This is a genomic window from Mesorhizobium sp. M1328 (assembly GCF_040318075.1).
Taxonomy (GTDB): domain Bacteria; phylum Pseudomonadota; class Alphaproteobacteria; order Rhizobiales; family Rhizobiaceae; genus Mesorhizobium.
In genome coordinates this window covers 80,284-93,664 of the sequence record NZ_JAMYLO010000016.1, presented here as the reverse complement: position 1 = coordinate 93,664, position 13,381 = coordinate 80,284, and the positions used below count along the sequence as shown (strand labels likewise).

Genomic DNA, 13,381 nt, shown 5'->3' with positions numbered 1-13,381 from the left:
AGCCCGGAAAATCAACAAATCGCAGAAAATCAACAAAATCGGAGGCAAAGATGGACGCGAAAACCGACGACAACAGCGCCGGCAAATGCCCGGTCCCACATGGATCGGCCAGGAGGAGCAACCGTGACTGGTGGCCGAACCAGCTTGACCTCGGTGTCCTCCACCAGCAGTCGAACCTCTCGGACCCGATGGACGAGGACTTCGACTATGCCAAGGAATTCAAGAGCCTCGATCTCGATGCGGTGATCAGGGATCTGCACCAGGTGATGACCGATTCGCAGGATTGGTGGCCGGCCGATTTCGGCCATTACGGCCCGCTCTTCATCCGCATGGCCTGGCACAGCGCCGGCACCTATCGTATCGGCGATGGCCGTGGCGGCGCCGGCGCCGGCCAGCAGCGTTTCGCGCCGCTCAACAGCTGGCCGGACAACGCCAATCTCGACAAGGCGCGCCGGCTGCTGTGGCCGATCAAGCAGAAATACGGCAGGAAAATCTCCTGGGCCGACCTGTTGATCCTCGCCGGCAACGTCGCGCTGGAATCGATGGGCTTCAAGACGTTCGGCTTCGCCGGCGGCCGCGCCGATGTCTGGGAGCCCGAGCAGGACGTCGACTGGGGGTCGGAAACCAAGTGGCTCGCCGACGAGCGCTATTCCGGCGACCGCGAACTTCACGGCCATCTCGGCGCCGTGCAGATGGGGCTGATCTACGTCAACCCGGAAGGGCCGAACGGCACGCCCGATCCATTGGCCGCGGCACGCGACATCCGCGAAACCTTCGCGCGCATGGCCATGAACGACGAGGAAACCGTGGCGCTGATCGCCGGCGGCCACACCTTCGGCAAGACCCACGGCGCTGGCGATGCATCGCTGGTCGGGGCGGAGCCGGAAGGCGCCGGCATCGAGGCGCAGGGCCTCGGCTGGTCGAGCAAATATGCCACCGGCATTGCCGGCGACGCCATCACCTCGGGCCTCGAGGTGACCTGGACCACGACGCCGACGAAATGGAGCAACAACTTCTTCGACAATCTGTTCAACTACGAATGGGAGCTGACCAAGAGCCCGGCCGGCGCCCATCAGTGGACGCCGAAGGGCGGCGCCGGTGCAGGCACCGTGCCGGACGCGCACGATCCGTCGAAGCGCCGCGCGCCGGCGATGCTGACCACCGACCTCGCGCTGCGCGTCGACCCGGCCTACGAGAAGATCTCGCGGCGGTTCCATCAGAATCCGGATCAGCTCGCGGACGCGTTTGCCCGCGCCTGGTTCAAGCTGACCCACCGCGACATGGGTCCGGCCGTCCGCTATCTCGGCCCGCTCGTGCCGAAGGAAGAGCTGATCTGGCAGGATCCGATACCGGCAGTCGACCACGAGCTGGTCAACGAGCAGGATATCGCCTCGCTGAAGGCGAAGATCCTGGCCTCCGGCCTGTCCGTGTCCGAACTGGTCTCGACCGCCTGGGCCTCGGCCTCGACTTTCCGCGGCTCCGACAAGCGCGGCGGCGCCAACGGCGCCCGCATCCGCCTGGCGCCGCAGAAGGATTGGGAGGTCAACCAGCCGGCGCAGCTGGCCAAGGTGCTAGAAAAGCTTGAAGGCATCCAGAAGGAGTTCAATGCTTCGCAGTCCGGCGGCAAGAAGGTCTCGCTTGCCGACCTCATCGTTCTCGGCGGCGTCGCCGCGGTCGAGAAGGCAGCCAAAGACGGCGGCCATGACGTCAAGGTGCCGTTCACGCCGGGCCGCATGGACGCCTCGCAGGAACAGACGGATGTCCAATCCTTCGCCGCGCTCGAGCCGAAAGTCGATGGCTTCCGCAATTTTGTCAGGGGCAAGCCGCCGATGTCGGTCGAAGCGATGCTGGTCGACCGGGCGCAGTTGCTGACCTTGACGGCGCCGGAGATGACGGTGCTCGTCGGCGGCTTACGGGTGCTCGGCGCCAACTCCGGCCAATCGAAGCACGGGGTGTTCACCGACAGGCCGGGCACCTTGACCAACGATTTCTTCGTCAACCTGCTCTCCATGAACACGGTCTGGGATCCGGCCGCCGGCTCCGATGAAGTCTACGAAGCACGCGACCGCAAGACCAGGGCGGTCAAGTGGACCGGCACCCGCGCGGACCTGATCTTCGGCTCGCACGCACAGTTGCGTGCGCTTGCCGAGGTCTACGGATCGGCCGACGCGGGGCAGAAGTTCGTCAGGGATTTCGTCGCCGCCTGGACCAAGGTGATGAACGCCGACCGTTTTGACCTTGCGGCCTGATCCGGGCACACGAACTTCTCGACGCAACAAAAAAGGCGCGGGCCTCGACCCGCGCCTTTTTCGTTGGGCTTCCGAAAAGTCAGTCCTTCTCGAAGATACCGGCCTTGGCGACCACGCCGGCAATGGCGCCGCCGATCAACGGCGCGACGATGAACAGCCACAGCTGGCCGATCGCCGCAGTTCCCGAAAACAGCGCCGGGCCGATCGAACGGGCCGGGTTGAGCGATGTGCCGGTCACCGGAATGATGGCGAAGTGCAGGCCGGCCAGCGTCAGGCCGATGACCAGGCCGGCAAAGGCCGTGGTGTGCTTGGCGTTGGTGACGCCGAGGATCACCGTGACGAAGGTGAAGGTTCCGATCAGCTCCCACAGGAAGGCCGAGCTGACGCCCCATTTCGTCACGTCCCAGCCATTGGCGCCGATGCCGCCGGCGTGGCCGCCGACCTGTCCGGAGACGATGATCCACAGTGCCAGCGACGCGATGATGGCGCCGATGATCTGCGCGATCCAGTAGGGAATGACGTCCCTGGCCGGCATCCGCCCGGCAAGAAACACGCCGAGCGTCACCGCCGGATTGAGGTGCGCGCCCGAAATCGGGCCGATCGCATAGGCCGCCGCAATGAGGCCGATGCCGAACGCCAGACCGATACCTTCCTGGCCAAGCGGCAGCGCGCCGCCGAAGCCGCCCGTCACCACCGAAGCCGTGCCGATGAACACCAATAGAAACGTGCCTAGAACTTCCGCCAGATAAGTCTTCATTGCCCTCTCCTCGTATCGACCCGCGGCTCCGCCTTTTTCTGCGACGCGAATCACCGCGCAAAGAGTATTCGCAACCGCAAAAGTTGCAAAGCAGAGCAGTTGCATCTGTCGGCGTGCTTGCGCGCGCCAAACAAGCACATTAGAGACTTGTTATATATTGATCGAATTATTTGGTTCCGCATGCCGACGCCCGCTTGGTGGCGGCGGCTCGCGATGCACCAACCCACATTCGTCACCCCCCTTGCATGGATTGTCTCGCCGTCGGGGAAACAGAACTGTTTCAATCAGGACACGAAAAGCTCTAAGAGCAGGGCCGGAATTAGTTTGCTGAGTAATGGAAGACGACAATGAGAATGGGCGGGCGGCTGGCGGCAGCCATCGAAGTGCTTGACGACATTGGCCGGCGCCACCGGCCGGTGGCCGATGCGCTGAAGGACTGGGGCCTGTCGCACCGCTTCGCCGGTGGCGGCGACCGCGCTGCGATCGGCAACATCGTCTATGACGCGCTGCGCCGCAAGCGCTCCGCTGGCTGGCTCTTGGGCGAGGATACGCCGCGCGCCATCGGCTTCGGCGCGCTGCTGCTCGAATGGGGCCAGACGGCGCAGTCGCTGAACCAGGCGCTCGAGGGCGACAAGTTCGCGCCGCCGCTGCTTACCGCCGACGAACTGACAACGCTTGCGGCTCGCCGGCTTGCCGATGCGCCGCCGGCTGTCAGGGCAGACATCGCCGACTGGTGCATGCCGCTGTTCGAACGGGCGTTCGGCACGGCCTGGGTGGAAGAGGGTGCCGCGCTTGGCACTCGCCCGCCGCTCGACCTCAGGGTCAACACGCTGAAGGCCGATCGTGGCAAGGTGTTGGCGGAATTGGCGGAGACCGGCGCCAAGCCCGCCCGGATCGCGCCGCACGGTATCCGCATCCGGCCGATCGAAGGCGATGGCAGGCACCCGAACGTGCAGGCCGAGCCGGCCTTCCAGAAAGGCTGGTTCGAAGTTCAGGACGAGGGTTCGCAGATTGCGGCCGAACTGGCCGGCGCCGAACCTGGCATGCAGCTGCTCGACTTTTGCGCCGGCGCCGGCGGCAAGACGCTGGCGCTGTCTGCGGCGATGGACAATCGCGGCCAGATCTTCGCCCACGATGCCGAGAAGGCAAGGCTGGCGCCGATCTTCGACCGCATCCGCCGCTCGGAAAACCGCAATGTGCAGATCGTCACCAAGCCGGCGGAGCTCGCGCCGCTCGGCAAGCATATGGACATCGTCCTGATCGATGCGCCCTGCACCGGCAGCGGCACGTGGCGGCGCCGGCCGGATGCCAAATGGCGGCTGACGCAAAGGCAGCTCGACGCCCGCAAGGGCGAGCAGGAGACGATCCTCGATGCCGCCAGGGACTTCGTCAAACCCGGCGGCCTGCTGGTCTACATCACCTGTTCGGTGTTCGACGAGGAAAATGGCGACCAGGTTTCGGCGTTCCGGGACCGCCATCCCGGCTTTGTCCCGGTCGATCACCGCCAGCTTTGGGACAGCCGTTTTGCGGGCCACGAAGCGGCAGTGCGTATTGGCGCTGCGGGCGGCATTTCGCTGTCGCCGTTGCTGAGCGGCACCGACGGCTTTTACTTCTGCGCGCTGCGCCGCGCCGGCTGAACCTTTGCCATCGATACGGGGCCGGGTCGAATGCTGCAGTGCAGCATTTGCGATTGCCTGCCGCCCACCCCTCTGCGATAAATGCCTTTGCAATAAGATTTGTCGGAGAAACGAAGGTCGACGGCCATGGCAGCAAAGATCGTTCCTGCTCCCGATTATGAGGACCGCGTCAGGACGTCCTTTGCGCGCCAGAACGCGATGATGACCATTGGCGCCGAGCTGACGCTGGTGACGCCCGGCATCATCGAGATCGAAATGCCCTATTCTGCGGCACTGACCCAGCAGCACGGCTTTCTCCATGCCGGCGTCATTTCGACGGCTCTCGACTCGGCCTGCGGCTATGCAGCATTCTCGCTGATGCCGGAAAATTCCGGCGTGCTGACCATCGAGTTCAAGGTCAATCTGCTGGCGCCCGGCCGGGGCGAGCGCTTCCTGTTCCGCGGCTCGGTGACCAAGCCCGGCCGCACCATCATCGTCGCCGACGGCCAGGCCTATGCGTTCGCCACCGACGGCGAGGCCAAGCTGATCGCCACGATGACCGGAACGATGATGACGGTGCTCGGCCGCGACGGTATCGAGGGGTGAGGAGCGGTCCGCGCAGCGGACGAAAAGCCCCTAAATGGGCTTTTCGAGCGACGAACGCCCGGAGCCATAGCGAAGGGCCGGGGGCCGGTGAGGGCACGTCGCCCTTCTTACCTTCCGGCTCCGGTGGAGGGCCAGAAAGGAGTAGATCGTCGTGACCGGTAAAATGTCTCGCCTGTCCGGCAGGTCCGTTCTTTTCGTCATGGCGGCCGAGGCCGAGTACGGTCCACACCTGCAACGGCTGTTCACGCCGCTGCTGACCGGCGTCGGGCCGGTCGAGGCCGGTGTCGTGCTCGGCGCGGAACTGTCCCGGCGGGCGGCCGAAAACGCGCTGCCGGATCTCGTCGTGTCGCTCGGTTCGGCGGGCAGCCGGACGCTGGAGCAGACGGAGATCTACCAGGCCGTTTCAGTCGCCTACCGCGATATGGACGCTTCGCCCCTGGGGTTCGAGAAAGGCGCCACGCCGTTTCTCGACCTGCCTGTCAGCGTGCCGCTGCCGTTCAGCATACCAGGCATCAGGCCGGCGACGCTGTCGACCGGGGCGGCAATAGTCACCGGCGCCGCCTACGACGCGATCGCCGCTGACATGGTCGACATGGAAACCTTCGCCTGCCTGCGCGCCTGCCAGCTGTTCGACGTGCCGCTTATCGGCCTGCGCGGCATTTCCGACGGCGCGGCCGATCTGAGACACGTTGGCGACTGGACCGAATATCTGCACGTCATCGACGAGAAGCTGGCCGGGGCGGTGCAACTGCTGGAACAGGCGATCGCCTCCGGCGCGATCGACTTCAAGGTTGTTGGGGCGGCAGGTTCTTAGCGTTGCCGAACAGCACGCCGATCATCCTGAAGCGAACGGCGTTGTCGCGATTGACGTAAGTGACTGACCCGGGCTCATGATCGAGAGTCCAGCGTCCGGTCGCGCCGGTGTCCCAGTCGGCGACATAACCGTCATCGAGCATCCGCCAGCGCCCGCTTCGCGCCTCGCCATCGTCGAGCAGCATGTGCGCGGCACCCTCTCTTTCAAAATAGACGTAAGCCTCCTTGCCGTTTCGTTCCAACACATGGGTCATGCCCGGAATGAGCATTGCAAGGGTTTCCTTCCGAAGTGCTGCCATGATTTCCTCCTGAATTGAAGTCGCCGATTGCCTTGACCGGCGTCGCCACTTAGAGTGAACTAGTAGTCAAGATGCTTGACTATCTATCGGGCGAGAAGAATTTGGTCAAGAGCCTTGACGAAAAACCCGAAGCGCTGCCGGATCACATAGGTTGGCGGCTGTGGCAGGCGAGCCGCGCCTGGCAGACCGAGTTCGCCGCGGCGATGCGCGCTGCCGGCCATCACTGGTTCACCGAAGCGCGTGCCGGCCTGCTTGGACACATCCCGCGCGGTGGCATGCGCCAGTCGGCGCTGATCGAGCGCTCGGCGATCTCAAAACAGGCGGTTCAGCAATTGCTCGATGGCTTGGAGACGGAAGGTGTGTTGCAGCGTCTCCCCGATCCGCAAGACGGCCGCGGCAAGTTTGTGCGCTACACGCGCAAGGGGCTGGACGCCCTGCGCGATGGCGATCGCATCAAGCTGCAGATCGAACGGAGCTATGTTGCCCGCCTCGGCCATGAGCGTTTCGCGGCACTGATGGGCGCCTTGCGGTCACTCGATACAACGCAAACTGATGCATTGGACAAAGCCTCTGGCGTTCAGGATGACGCACCGGAATCGAAGTGACAGCGCGACCTCGCAGCCCATTGCGCCGACTCGTTTCTTTCTCTAAACGCTCGCCATGAAAACAGCCAATCATCCCGACACCGTCCTGATTGTCGATTTCGGCAGCCAGTTCACCCAGCTGATCGCCCGCCGCATCCGCGAGGCCGGCGTCTTTTCCGAGATCGTGCCCTTCCAGTCGGCCGAGGCGGCGTTCAAGCGCATCAACCCGAAGGCGGTGATCCTGTCCGGCGGCCCGGCCTCGACCAGCGACATCGGCAGCCCGCGCGCCCCGCAGATCGTCTTCGATGCCGGCGTGCCGGTGCTCGGCATCTGCTACGGCCAGATGGCGATGTGCGTGCAGATGGGCGGCGTCGCCGAAAGCTCCGACCATCGCGAATTCGGCCGCGCCTTCGTCGAGATCGCCAAGGACAGCCCGCTGTTTGAGGGCCTGTGGGCGCCCGGCCAGCGCCACCAAGTGTGGATGAGCCATGGCGACCGCGTCATCACCCTGCCGAAGGGGTTCGAGGTGCTCGGAAAATCGGAGGGCTCGCCCTTCGCCATCTTCGGCAATGTCGAGCGCAAGATGTACGGCCTCATGTTCCACCCCGAAGTCGTGCATACGCCGGACGGCGCCAGGCTGCTCCGCAACTTCGTCCACAACATCGCCGGCATCGAAGGCGACTGGACGATGCGCGCCTACCGCGAGCACGCGGTCGAGACGATCCGCAAACAGGTCGGCAAGGGCAAGGTGATCTGCGCGCTGTCGGGCGGCGTCGATTCCTCGGTCGCGGCCCTGCTGATCCACGAGGCGGTCGGCGACCAGCTCACCTGCATCCTCGTCGACCACGGGCTGATGCGCAAGGACGAGGCGGCCGGCGTGGTTGAGATGTTTCGCCAGCACTATAATCTGCCGCTGATCCTGGTCGATGCCTCGGACCGGTTCATCTCGGCATTGGAGGGCGAGGCCGACCCCGAGAGGAAGCGCAAGACCATCGGCCGGCTGTTCATCGAAGTGTTCGAGGAGGAGGCCGAGAAGCTCGGCGGCGCCGATTTCCTGGCGCAAGGCACCCTCTATCCCGACGTCATCGAAAGCGTCTCTTTCACCGGCGGACCGTCGGTGACCATCAAGTCGCACCACAATGTCGGCGGCTTGCCCGAACGCATGAACATGCAGCTGGTCGAGCCGTTGCGCGAATTGTTCAAGGACGAGGTGAGGGCGCTCGGCAAGGAGCTCGGCCTGCCCGACAGCTTCATCGGCCGGCATCCGTTCCCCGGTCCCGGTCTCGCCATCCGCTGCCCGGGCGGCATTACCCGCGAAAAGCTGGAGATCCTGCGCGAGGCTGACGCCATCTATCTCGACGAAATCCGCAAGGCCGGCCTCTACGATGCCATCTGGCAGGCCTTCGCCGTGCTGCTGCCGGTGCAGACCGTCGGCGTGATGGGCGACGGCCGCACCTACGAATTCGTCTGCGCGCTGCGTGCCGTCACCTCGGTAGATGGCATGACCGCGGATTTCTACCACTACGACATGGCATTCCTCGGAGCAGCCGCCACCCGCATCATTAACGAGGTGCGCGGCATCAACCGCGTCGTCTACGACGTGACGAGCAAACCGCCGGGCACGATCGAGTGGGAGTGAAGGGAAGCGGCGGCAGTAGGGTGTCTCCGCAGCGATTTTCGCTGCCGCGCAGTTGCCGTTCCAGTCCGGATCTCACTCCCGGCGGGCGTATAGAACATAAGATAACGCCGTTATTCATCGAAGAGCGTCCGTTCGTTCGCCGCGTCGTATTTGCGGAGGTCGCCTCTCATCCGGTCCCGCCACCGCTCCACGAATGTCAGAGTTTCGGGCGCATGAAGATGAGCAGTGAGGGATGCTTGATCTCTCCACCGCTCTGCGACGAGCAGACGCCCGGCGGCACGACCATCCACGGCAACAGCGTAGAACAGGCCCCCGTCACGCTGCTTGGCACTGTGCGCAAGCGCCTCGATATCGGTGACGAACTCGGCCATCGCGGATGGTTCGACGTGGACATATCCGGTCACGATAAGCATCGTTTTTTCCCCTGAGCCTTCCCCATCCTTTCGATCATGCAACGGTCAGGACGATCTTGCCCTGGATGTTCCCGCGAGCGGCGCGCTCGTGTGCTCTTGCCGCCTCGGCGAGGGGGAACGTGCTGTCGATGACGATGCGGACGGTGCCATCGTCCAGCAGGCGAGAGGCTTGCGCTAGTTGTGCGCCATTCGAACGGACCTGCGTGGTCGAAACCGTGATACCACGCGTTTCGGCTTCGTCGTGGCCGGTAAAGCCAAGCGGGTACACCGGTAGCAGGGCACCACCCCGCTTCAAGGTGCGGAGGAAGCGGCCGGTGTCCGGACCGCCCACGGCATCAAGGACGAGATCAACATCGCGCACGACCTCGTCGGCCGACGTTCTGGTGTAATCGATGAATTGATCGATGCCGAGGTCGCCCATCAGACCCCGATTCTTGCCCGATGCCACGGCAATGACACGCGCACCCTTCCATTTTGCGAGTTGCACGGCCAAGTGCCCGACGCCACCTCCGGCGCCGTTGACGAGAACCGTCTTGCCCTCAAGGGGCACCGGCACATGCGTGAACGATTGGAACGGGTTGGGTTCGTCGTGACCCAACTCGATCAGGAACTGCCAGGCGGTAAGCAGCGACATGGGCGCGCCGGCCGCACGGACATGATCGATGTTGGCTGGTTTCCGCGCCAGCTGCGAAGCTGGCACGCTGACATACTCGGCATAGGCTTTGCTGCCTTCCATGACATGCTCTGGGAAACGCACCATGGCGTAGACTTCGTCGCCGACGCCAACGCCCCGCACGTCGCTGGCGACAGCCTCGACAACGCCCGACATGTCCGATCCGAGGATCAGCGGAAAGGCGGGATAAGGTTGCCACTCCGGAGGGAGCGACCGGTAGCCATCCCGCAGATACCAGTCCGGCGGATTGAGGCCGACGGCGTGGACCCGGACCAGAACCTCACCCGGCGTCGCAGCGGGGCGGGGCGCATTCTCGTAGCGCAACAAGTCTGGACCGCCGAACTCGTGCAGACGGACTGCTTTCATCACATCGCTCATCATCACTCCGTTAGGTGTGCCAAGGTTGAAACGTGATGTAGTCAAATCGTACAAGATTGATAATTATGCTCGAATTCGCTTTAGTAATTCCATGAGGGAACAAATAGCACTTGAAAGGCTAACGGGGCTGATCGCCTTTGCCCGTGTCGGGTCGATGGGCAGCTTCACCGCGGCCGCCCGATCCTTGTCGATTTCGCCCTCAGCTATCAGCAAAAGCATCCAGCGGCTGGAGCAGAACCTGGGCATATCCCTCATTACCCGCACGACCCGCTCGCTGACCCTCACACCAGAAGGGCGCGACCTGCATGAGCGCGCGCTTAGGCTGCTGCGCGAAGCAGAGGAGATCGAGCAGCTGGCGACGATGGCGCGCTCGGAACCGTCAGGCACTCTGCGGATCGCCACCTCACTGCCGATCGGCATCCATATGATCGCACCCACGCTGCCGAGTTTTCGCCGGCTGCACCCCAAGGTCGCAGTCGACCTTCGCTTGAGCGACCAGTTCGTCGATATCATTGAAGAGCGAATCGACATTGCGGTGCGGATCGGCGATCTCGCTGACTCGCGGCTGTTGTCGCGCCAGTTCGCACCGCATTGGCTCTGCTGCTTCGCGTCGCCAGCCTATCTGGCCGCACGGGGCACTCCTTCGCATCCGGACGAACTGGAAGGACACGACACTGTGACCCTGCGCTATCAAAGCAGCGGCCAAGTGTTGCGCTGGCCTTTCCGTGTCGGCGATCGCGAAATCGAAATCATGCCTCCATCCGGCATTGTCGTGGACGCCAGCGAAGCGCTGATCGCAACGCTGGTTGCAGGCGGCGGCATCGGCATCAGCGCAAACTTCATCGCGGCGCCCCATGTCGCGCGCAGCGAATTGGTGCCGGTGCTTTCCAACCATGCGGTCGAGCGGCACAATATCACGGCGGTCTGGCCGGAAAGCCGGCGCGCCAATCCCGCTGTGCGCGCCTTCCTCGACCTGTTGCAGGGTGTGTCGAGAAACAGGTGAAGGTCACGGCCAGCATTCGGCCTGAAGACGCCGGGCAGGAGAAACTCAAGGGACGCTCAGCCGCTGGTGTCGACCGTCCGCTGGTCGGCGCCATTGGCGCCATAACCGTCTCGGCAGCTACGCGACGAAGCGGACCACGCCGCCATCCACCCGCAAAGCCGCGCCGGTTGTCGCCGAAGCCTGCTCCGAGCATGCGTAGATGATCATGTTGGCCACCTCATCGGTGGTCGCGAAGCGTTGGATGAGGGTGGTCGGACGCATCGCCTTCAAGAAGCCCTGTTCGGCCTCCTGCTGAGTGATTCCGTTTGCGTCAGCCTGCTTCGCCATGAAGTCGCCCAGGATCTCAGAGCGGGTAGGTCCCGGCAGGACGGCGTTGATTGTGACACCCGTGCCCGCGACCGCCTCGGCGAGCCCGCGCGACACCGCGAGTTGAGCGGTCTTGGTCATGCCGTAGTCGAGCATTTCCTTGGGGATGTTGACTGCGGACTCGCTACTCACAAACACGACGCGGCCCCAGCCTTTCGCCACCATCCGCGGCAGGTAATGACGGGTCACGCGCACGCCACTCATTACGTTCAACTGGAAGAGGCTAAGCCAGTCCTCGTCGGGGATCTTCGCGATGTCCTCGACGCCACTGTAGCTCCGGATGTGAGCCGTACCAACATTGTTCACAAGGATATCGGCGTCCGGCGCCTGCGCGATCAAGGCCTCGGCACCCTCCGCTGTCGCAAGATCGGCGGCGATGCCCGAGATGTCGCTTCCGGGAAAGGCCTGCCGCATCTGCCGCACCGCCTCGTCGACCCGGGTATTCCCACGGCCGTTGACGACGACCGATGCACCGGCACGGGCCAACCCCTCCGCCGTCGCGCGGCCGATACCGGCGGTGGATCCGGTGACAATCGCCTTGCGGCCCCTGAGTTCAATATTCATATCATTTATCTCCAATGGTAGGTGGGTGATCATCCGCCGATCCAGGTTGGAAGCGCCCGTCGTCTGTTGAGTACAGACAATATTCGGACGAAGGCAGGCCCAGTACTGTTCGGTCGAAAGCGTTGCGGCCCAAGCAACGGGCCAGGCCTCAAGACAAGCGCATCAAGTTGCCTTGCTTACCACTTCCGCCTCCGCAGCGCGGGCGAGGCTTTCGACCCATTCCTGGTGATAGCGGTAGAGTGCACCGGGATGCTTGCGCCCGAGTTCCTCAAGGAACCAAGGGCCCTGCTGCGTTTCTTCGGTCAGCACATGGCAGCCATCGACCGTAGGAGTGATGACCCAGCCGTGGTACGCGCTCGAGCCGGTCTCGTCGCCATCGACGGTCGTCGTCCACGCGAGCCTGCGGAAGGGTTCACACTCCGTCACGACCAGACTCATCGGAAAGCCAACCGTCACCCGGCTGTATCTGGTTTCAAGCGCCAGTTCCGGCTTGCCGGTCAGGATCTTGACCTGATCTTCGGCGGGAAAGTAGCTCGACCAATTCTCGGCATCGACGAGCAGCTTCCAGACCACTTCAGGCGGCGCCTTCACGTCAATGTCGTTGAGTGCGTAGATGGCCGACGTTTTCGGATCATATCGCTCGGGCCAAATCACATGGTCATACATCGATTACTGCTCCTTCTTGAACAAATCCTGGAAGATGAGCTGGCCCCAAGCGCGGCCGCGTGCGTGCACCAGCGCGCCACCCTCGTTGAGCTTTCCCAGCTTGACGGGTGCGAACCCGAGTTGTTTGGCCAAGGCCGCCACGGGAGCGATCGCGTCCTCGTCGTCGCTCGACAGAAAAACGACCCGGTGCCCGCCCTCGACGATCGGATCGGCAGCCAGGGTGGCCGCAACCAGGTGATTGAAACCTTTCACGAATTTGGCGCCGGTGAACGCCTTCGCGACGAAGGCGGAGGACGGGAGACCATCCAGCTCTTCAGGGACTGGAAACGCGTTCATCGCGTCGATGACCGTCTTGCCTTTCCAGCTCGGCAGGACCTTCGCAACCTCGCGATGCTGCCCGAACGGGACCGCCAAGATGATTGTGTCGGCCTCGAGTGCATCCCGCAGCGACTTGGCGATGACCGTGGGTCCAATCGCCCGAGCCTGCGGCGCCAACGCCTCGGGCGGCCGGCGGCTCGCGACGGTCACGTCGATGTTTTTACGGGCGAAGGCGTGGGCGAGGGCCTGGCCTATCTTACCGAATCCTACAATAGCGTAGCTCATAAAACTTCTCCGATCCGTATTGGTCTTGATTCCCCGGCCTTCAACGGCGCTGGGTTATCCGTTCTGCTGTGTGGCGTCCTTTGCGTAGACGTCCCGTCGTGAACGACTTCAGCGCGGCCGGGCCGACCATTCAGCGGGGAAGTCGTTCCACC

The 13,381-nt window shown here is 63.7% G+C and carries 14 protein-coding genes; 7 read left to right on the top strand and 7 right to left on the bottom strand.

The window, feature by feature from the left end:
• The first annotated feature begins 50 nt into the window (after positions 1 to 50).
• The gene (gene katG / locus NKH23_RS24435) at positions 51 to 2,249 is read left to right on the top strand and encodes a catalase/peroxidase HPI (RefSeq protein WP_353024895.1); all 2,199 of its coding nucleotides are present in this window, start codon (positions 51 to 53) and stop codon (positions 2,247 to 2,249) included.
• Between the two features lie 79 nt (positions 2,250 to 2,328).
• Here the strand turns inward: katG and NKH23_RS24430 are convergent, their stop codons facing one another.
• Entirely contained in the window at positions 2,329 to 3,006 is a 678-nt protein-coding gene (locus NKH23_RS24430) for an MIP family channel protein (RefSeq protein WP_353035505.1), read from the bottom strand.
• Between the two features lie 347 nt (positions 3,007 to 3,353).
• Between NKH23_RS24430 and NKH23_RS24425 the strand changes: the two genes are divergently transcribed.
• The 3 genes from NKH23_RS24425 to NKH23_RS24415 all read left to right on the top strand — a co-directional run bounded on the left by NKH23_RS24425 (position 3,354) and on the right by NKH23_RS24415 (position 6,042).
• Positions 3,354 to 4,643, top strand: coding sequence for an RsmB/NOP family class I SAM-dependent RNA methyltransferase (locus NKH23_RS24425; protein ID WP_353035503.1), 1,290 nt, complete (start codon positions 3,354 to 3,356; stop codon positions 4,641 to 4,643).
• A 126-nt stretch (positions 4,644 to 4,769) separates the two neighbouring features.
• Complete coding sequence (locus tag NKH23_RS24420; protein ID WP_292654248.1) at positions 4,770 to 5,228, top strand: PaaI family thioesterase; 459 nt, start codon at positions 4,770 to 4,772, stop codon at positions 5,226 to 5,228.
• A gap of 163 nt (positions 5,229 to 5,391) precedes the next feature.
• Positions 5,392 to 6,042, top strand: a complete 651-nt coding sequence (locus tag NKH23_RS24415; protein WP_502908319.1) for a 5'-methylthioadenosine/S-adenosylhomocysteine nucleosidase — start codon at positions 5,392 to 5,394, stop codon at positions 6,040 to 6,042.
• Here NKH23_RS24415 and NKH23_RS24410 read toward each other — a convergent pair.
• Positions 6,014 to 6,310 carry a hypothetical protein gene (locus NKH23_RS24410; protein WP_352912904.1) on the bottom strand — a complete coding sequence of 99 codons (297 nt, stop codon included), beginning with the start codon at positions 6,308 to 6,310 and terminating at the stop codon, positions 6,014 to 6,016. The genes NKH23_RS24415 and NKH23_RS24410 overlap by 29 nt on opposite strands.
• A gap of 101 nt (positions 6,311 to 6,411) precedes the next feature.
• Here NKH23_RS24410 and NKH23_RS24405 point away from each other — a divergent pair, with 101 nt between their 5' ends.
• Both NKH23_RS24405 and guaA read left to right on the top strand, forming a co-directional pair.
• The gene (locus NKH23_RS24405) at positions 6,412 to 6,945 is read left to right on the top strand and encodes a MarR family winged helix-turn-helix transcriptional regulator (RefSeq protein WP_352912903.1); all 534 of its coding nucleotides are present in this window, start codon (positions 6,412 to 6,414) and stop codon (positions 6,943 to 6,945) included.
• Between the two features lie 55 nt (positions 6,946 to 7,000).
• Positions 7,001 to 8,563, top strand: a complete 1,563-nt coding sequence (guaA, locus tag NKH23_RS24400) for a glutamine-hydrolyzing GMP synthase (RefSeq protein ID WP_352912902.1) — start codon at positions 7,001 to 7,003, stop codon at positions 8,561 to 8,563.
• Between the two features lie 110 nt (positions 8,564 to 8,673).
• Here the strand turns inward: guaA and NKH23_RS24395 are convergent, their stop codons facing one another.
• A complete protein-coding gene (locus NKH23_RS24395) occupies positions 8,674 to 8,976 on the bottom strand; it encodes a putative quinol monooxygenase (RefSeq protein WP_352912901.1) in 303 nt (100 codons plus the stop codon).
• A 34-nt stretch (positions 8,977 to 9,010) separates the two neighbouring features.
• Positions 9,011 to 10,030, bottom strand: coding sequence for an NADP-dependent oxidoreductase (locus NKH23_RS24390; RefSeq protein ID WP_352912900.1), 1,020 nt, complete (start codon positions 10,028 to 10,030; stop codon positions 9,011 to 9,013).
• 88 nt (positions 10,031 to 10,118) lie between these two features.
• Between NKH23_RS24390 and NKH23_RS24385 the strand changes: the two genes are divergently transcribed.
• A complete protein-coding gene (locus NKH23_RS24385) occupies positions 10,119 to 11,030 on the top strand; it encodes a LysR family transcriptional regulator (RefSeq protein ID WP_352912899.1) in 912 nt (303 codons plus the stop codon).
• A gap of 117 nt (positions 11,031 to 11,147) precedes the next feature.
• Here NKH23_RS24385 and NKH23_RS24380 read toward each other — a convergent pair whose 3' ends face one another.
• The 3 genes from NKH23_RS24380 to NKH23_RS24370 all read right to left on the bottom strand — a co-directional run bounded on the left by NKH23_RS24380 (position 11,148) and on the right by NKH23_RS24370 (position 13,229).
• The gene (locus NKH23_RS24380) at positions 11,148 to 11,960 is read right to left on the bottom strand and encodes an SDR family NAD(P)-dependent oxidoreductase (RefSeq protein WP_352912898.1); all 813 of its coding nucleotides are present in this window, start codon (positions 11,958 to 11,960) and stop codon (positions 11,148 to 11,150) included.
• Positions 11,961 to 12,122: 162 nt separating this feature from the next.
• Entirely contained in the window at positions 12,123 to 12,626 is a 504-nt protein-coding gene (locus tag NKH23_RS24375) for an SRPBCC domain-containing protein (RefSeq protein ID WP_352912897.1), read from the bottom strand.
• A 3-nt stretch (positions 12,627 to 12,629) separates the two neighbouring features.
• Positions 12,630 to 13,229 carry an NADPH-dependent F420 reductase gene (locus tag NKH23_RS24370; protein WP_352912896.1) on the bottom strand — a complete coding sequence of 200 codons (600 nt, stop codon included), beginning with the start codon at positions 13,227 to 13,229 and terminating at the stop codon, positions 12,630 to 12,632.
• Positions 13,230 to 13,381: the final 152 nt, after the last annotated feature.

Coding starts and splice junctions, on each gene's coding strand:
- katG (WP_353024895.1), top strand. CDS start 51: ATGGACGCGAAAACCGACGACAACAGCGCCGGCAAATGCCCGGTCCCA.
- NKH23_RS24430 (WP_353035505.1), bottom strand. CDS start 3,006: ATGAAGACTTATCTGGCGGAAGTTCTAGGCACGTTTCTATTGGTGTTC.
- NKH23_RS24425 (WP_353035503.1), top strand. CDS start 3,354: ATGAGAATGGGCGGGCGGCTGGCGGCAGCCATCGAAGTGCTTGACGAC.
- NKH23_RS24420 (WP_292654248.1), top strand. CDS start 4,770: ATGGCAGCAAAGATCGTTCCTGCTCCCGATTATGAGGACCGCGTCAGG.
- NKH23_RS24415 (WP_502908319.1), top strand. CDS start 5,392: ATGTCTCGCCTGTCCGGCAGGTCCGTTCTTTTCGTCATGGCGGCCGAG.
- NKH23_RS24410 (WP_352912904.1), bottom strand. CDS start 6,310: ATGCTCATTCCGGGCATGACCCATGTGTTGGAACGAAACGGCAAGGAG.
- NKH23_RS24405 (WP_352912903.1), top strand. CDS start 6,412: ATGCTTGACTATCTATCGGGCGAGAAGAATTTGGTCAAGAGCCTTGAC.
- guaA (WP_352912902.1), top strand. CDS start 7,001: ATGAAAACAGCCAATCATCCCGACACCGTCCTGATTGTCGATTTCGGC.
- NKH23_RS24395 (WP_352912901.1), bottom strand. CDS start 8,976: ATGCTTATCGTGACCGGATATGTCCACGTCGAACCATCCGCGATGGCC.
- NKH23_RS24390 (WP_352912900.1), bottom strand. CDS start 10,030: ATGATGAGCGATGTGATGAAAGCAGTCCGTCTGCACGAGTTCGGCGGT.
- NKH23_RS24385 (WP_352912899.1), top strand. CDS start 10,119: ATGAGGGAACAAATAGCACTTGAAAGGCTAACGGGGCTGATCGCCTTT.
- NKH23_RS24380 (WP_352912898.1), bottom strand. CDS start 11,960: ATGAATATTGAACTCAGGGGCCGCAAGGCGATTGTCACCGGATCCACC.
- NKH23_RS24375 (WP_352912897.1), bottom strand. CDS start 12,626: ATGTATGACCATGTGATTTGGCCCGAGCGATATGATCCGAAAACGTCG.
- NKH23_RS24370 (WP_352912896.1), bottom strand. CDS start 13,229: ATGAGCTACGCTATTGTAGGATTCGGTAAGATAGGCCAGGCCCTCGCC.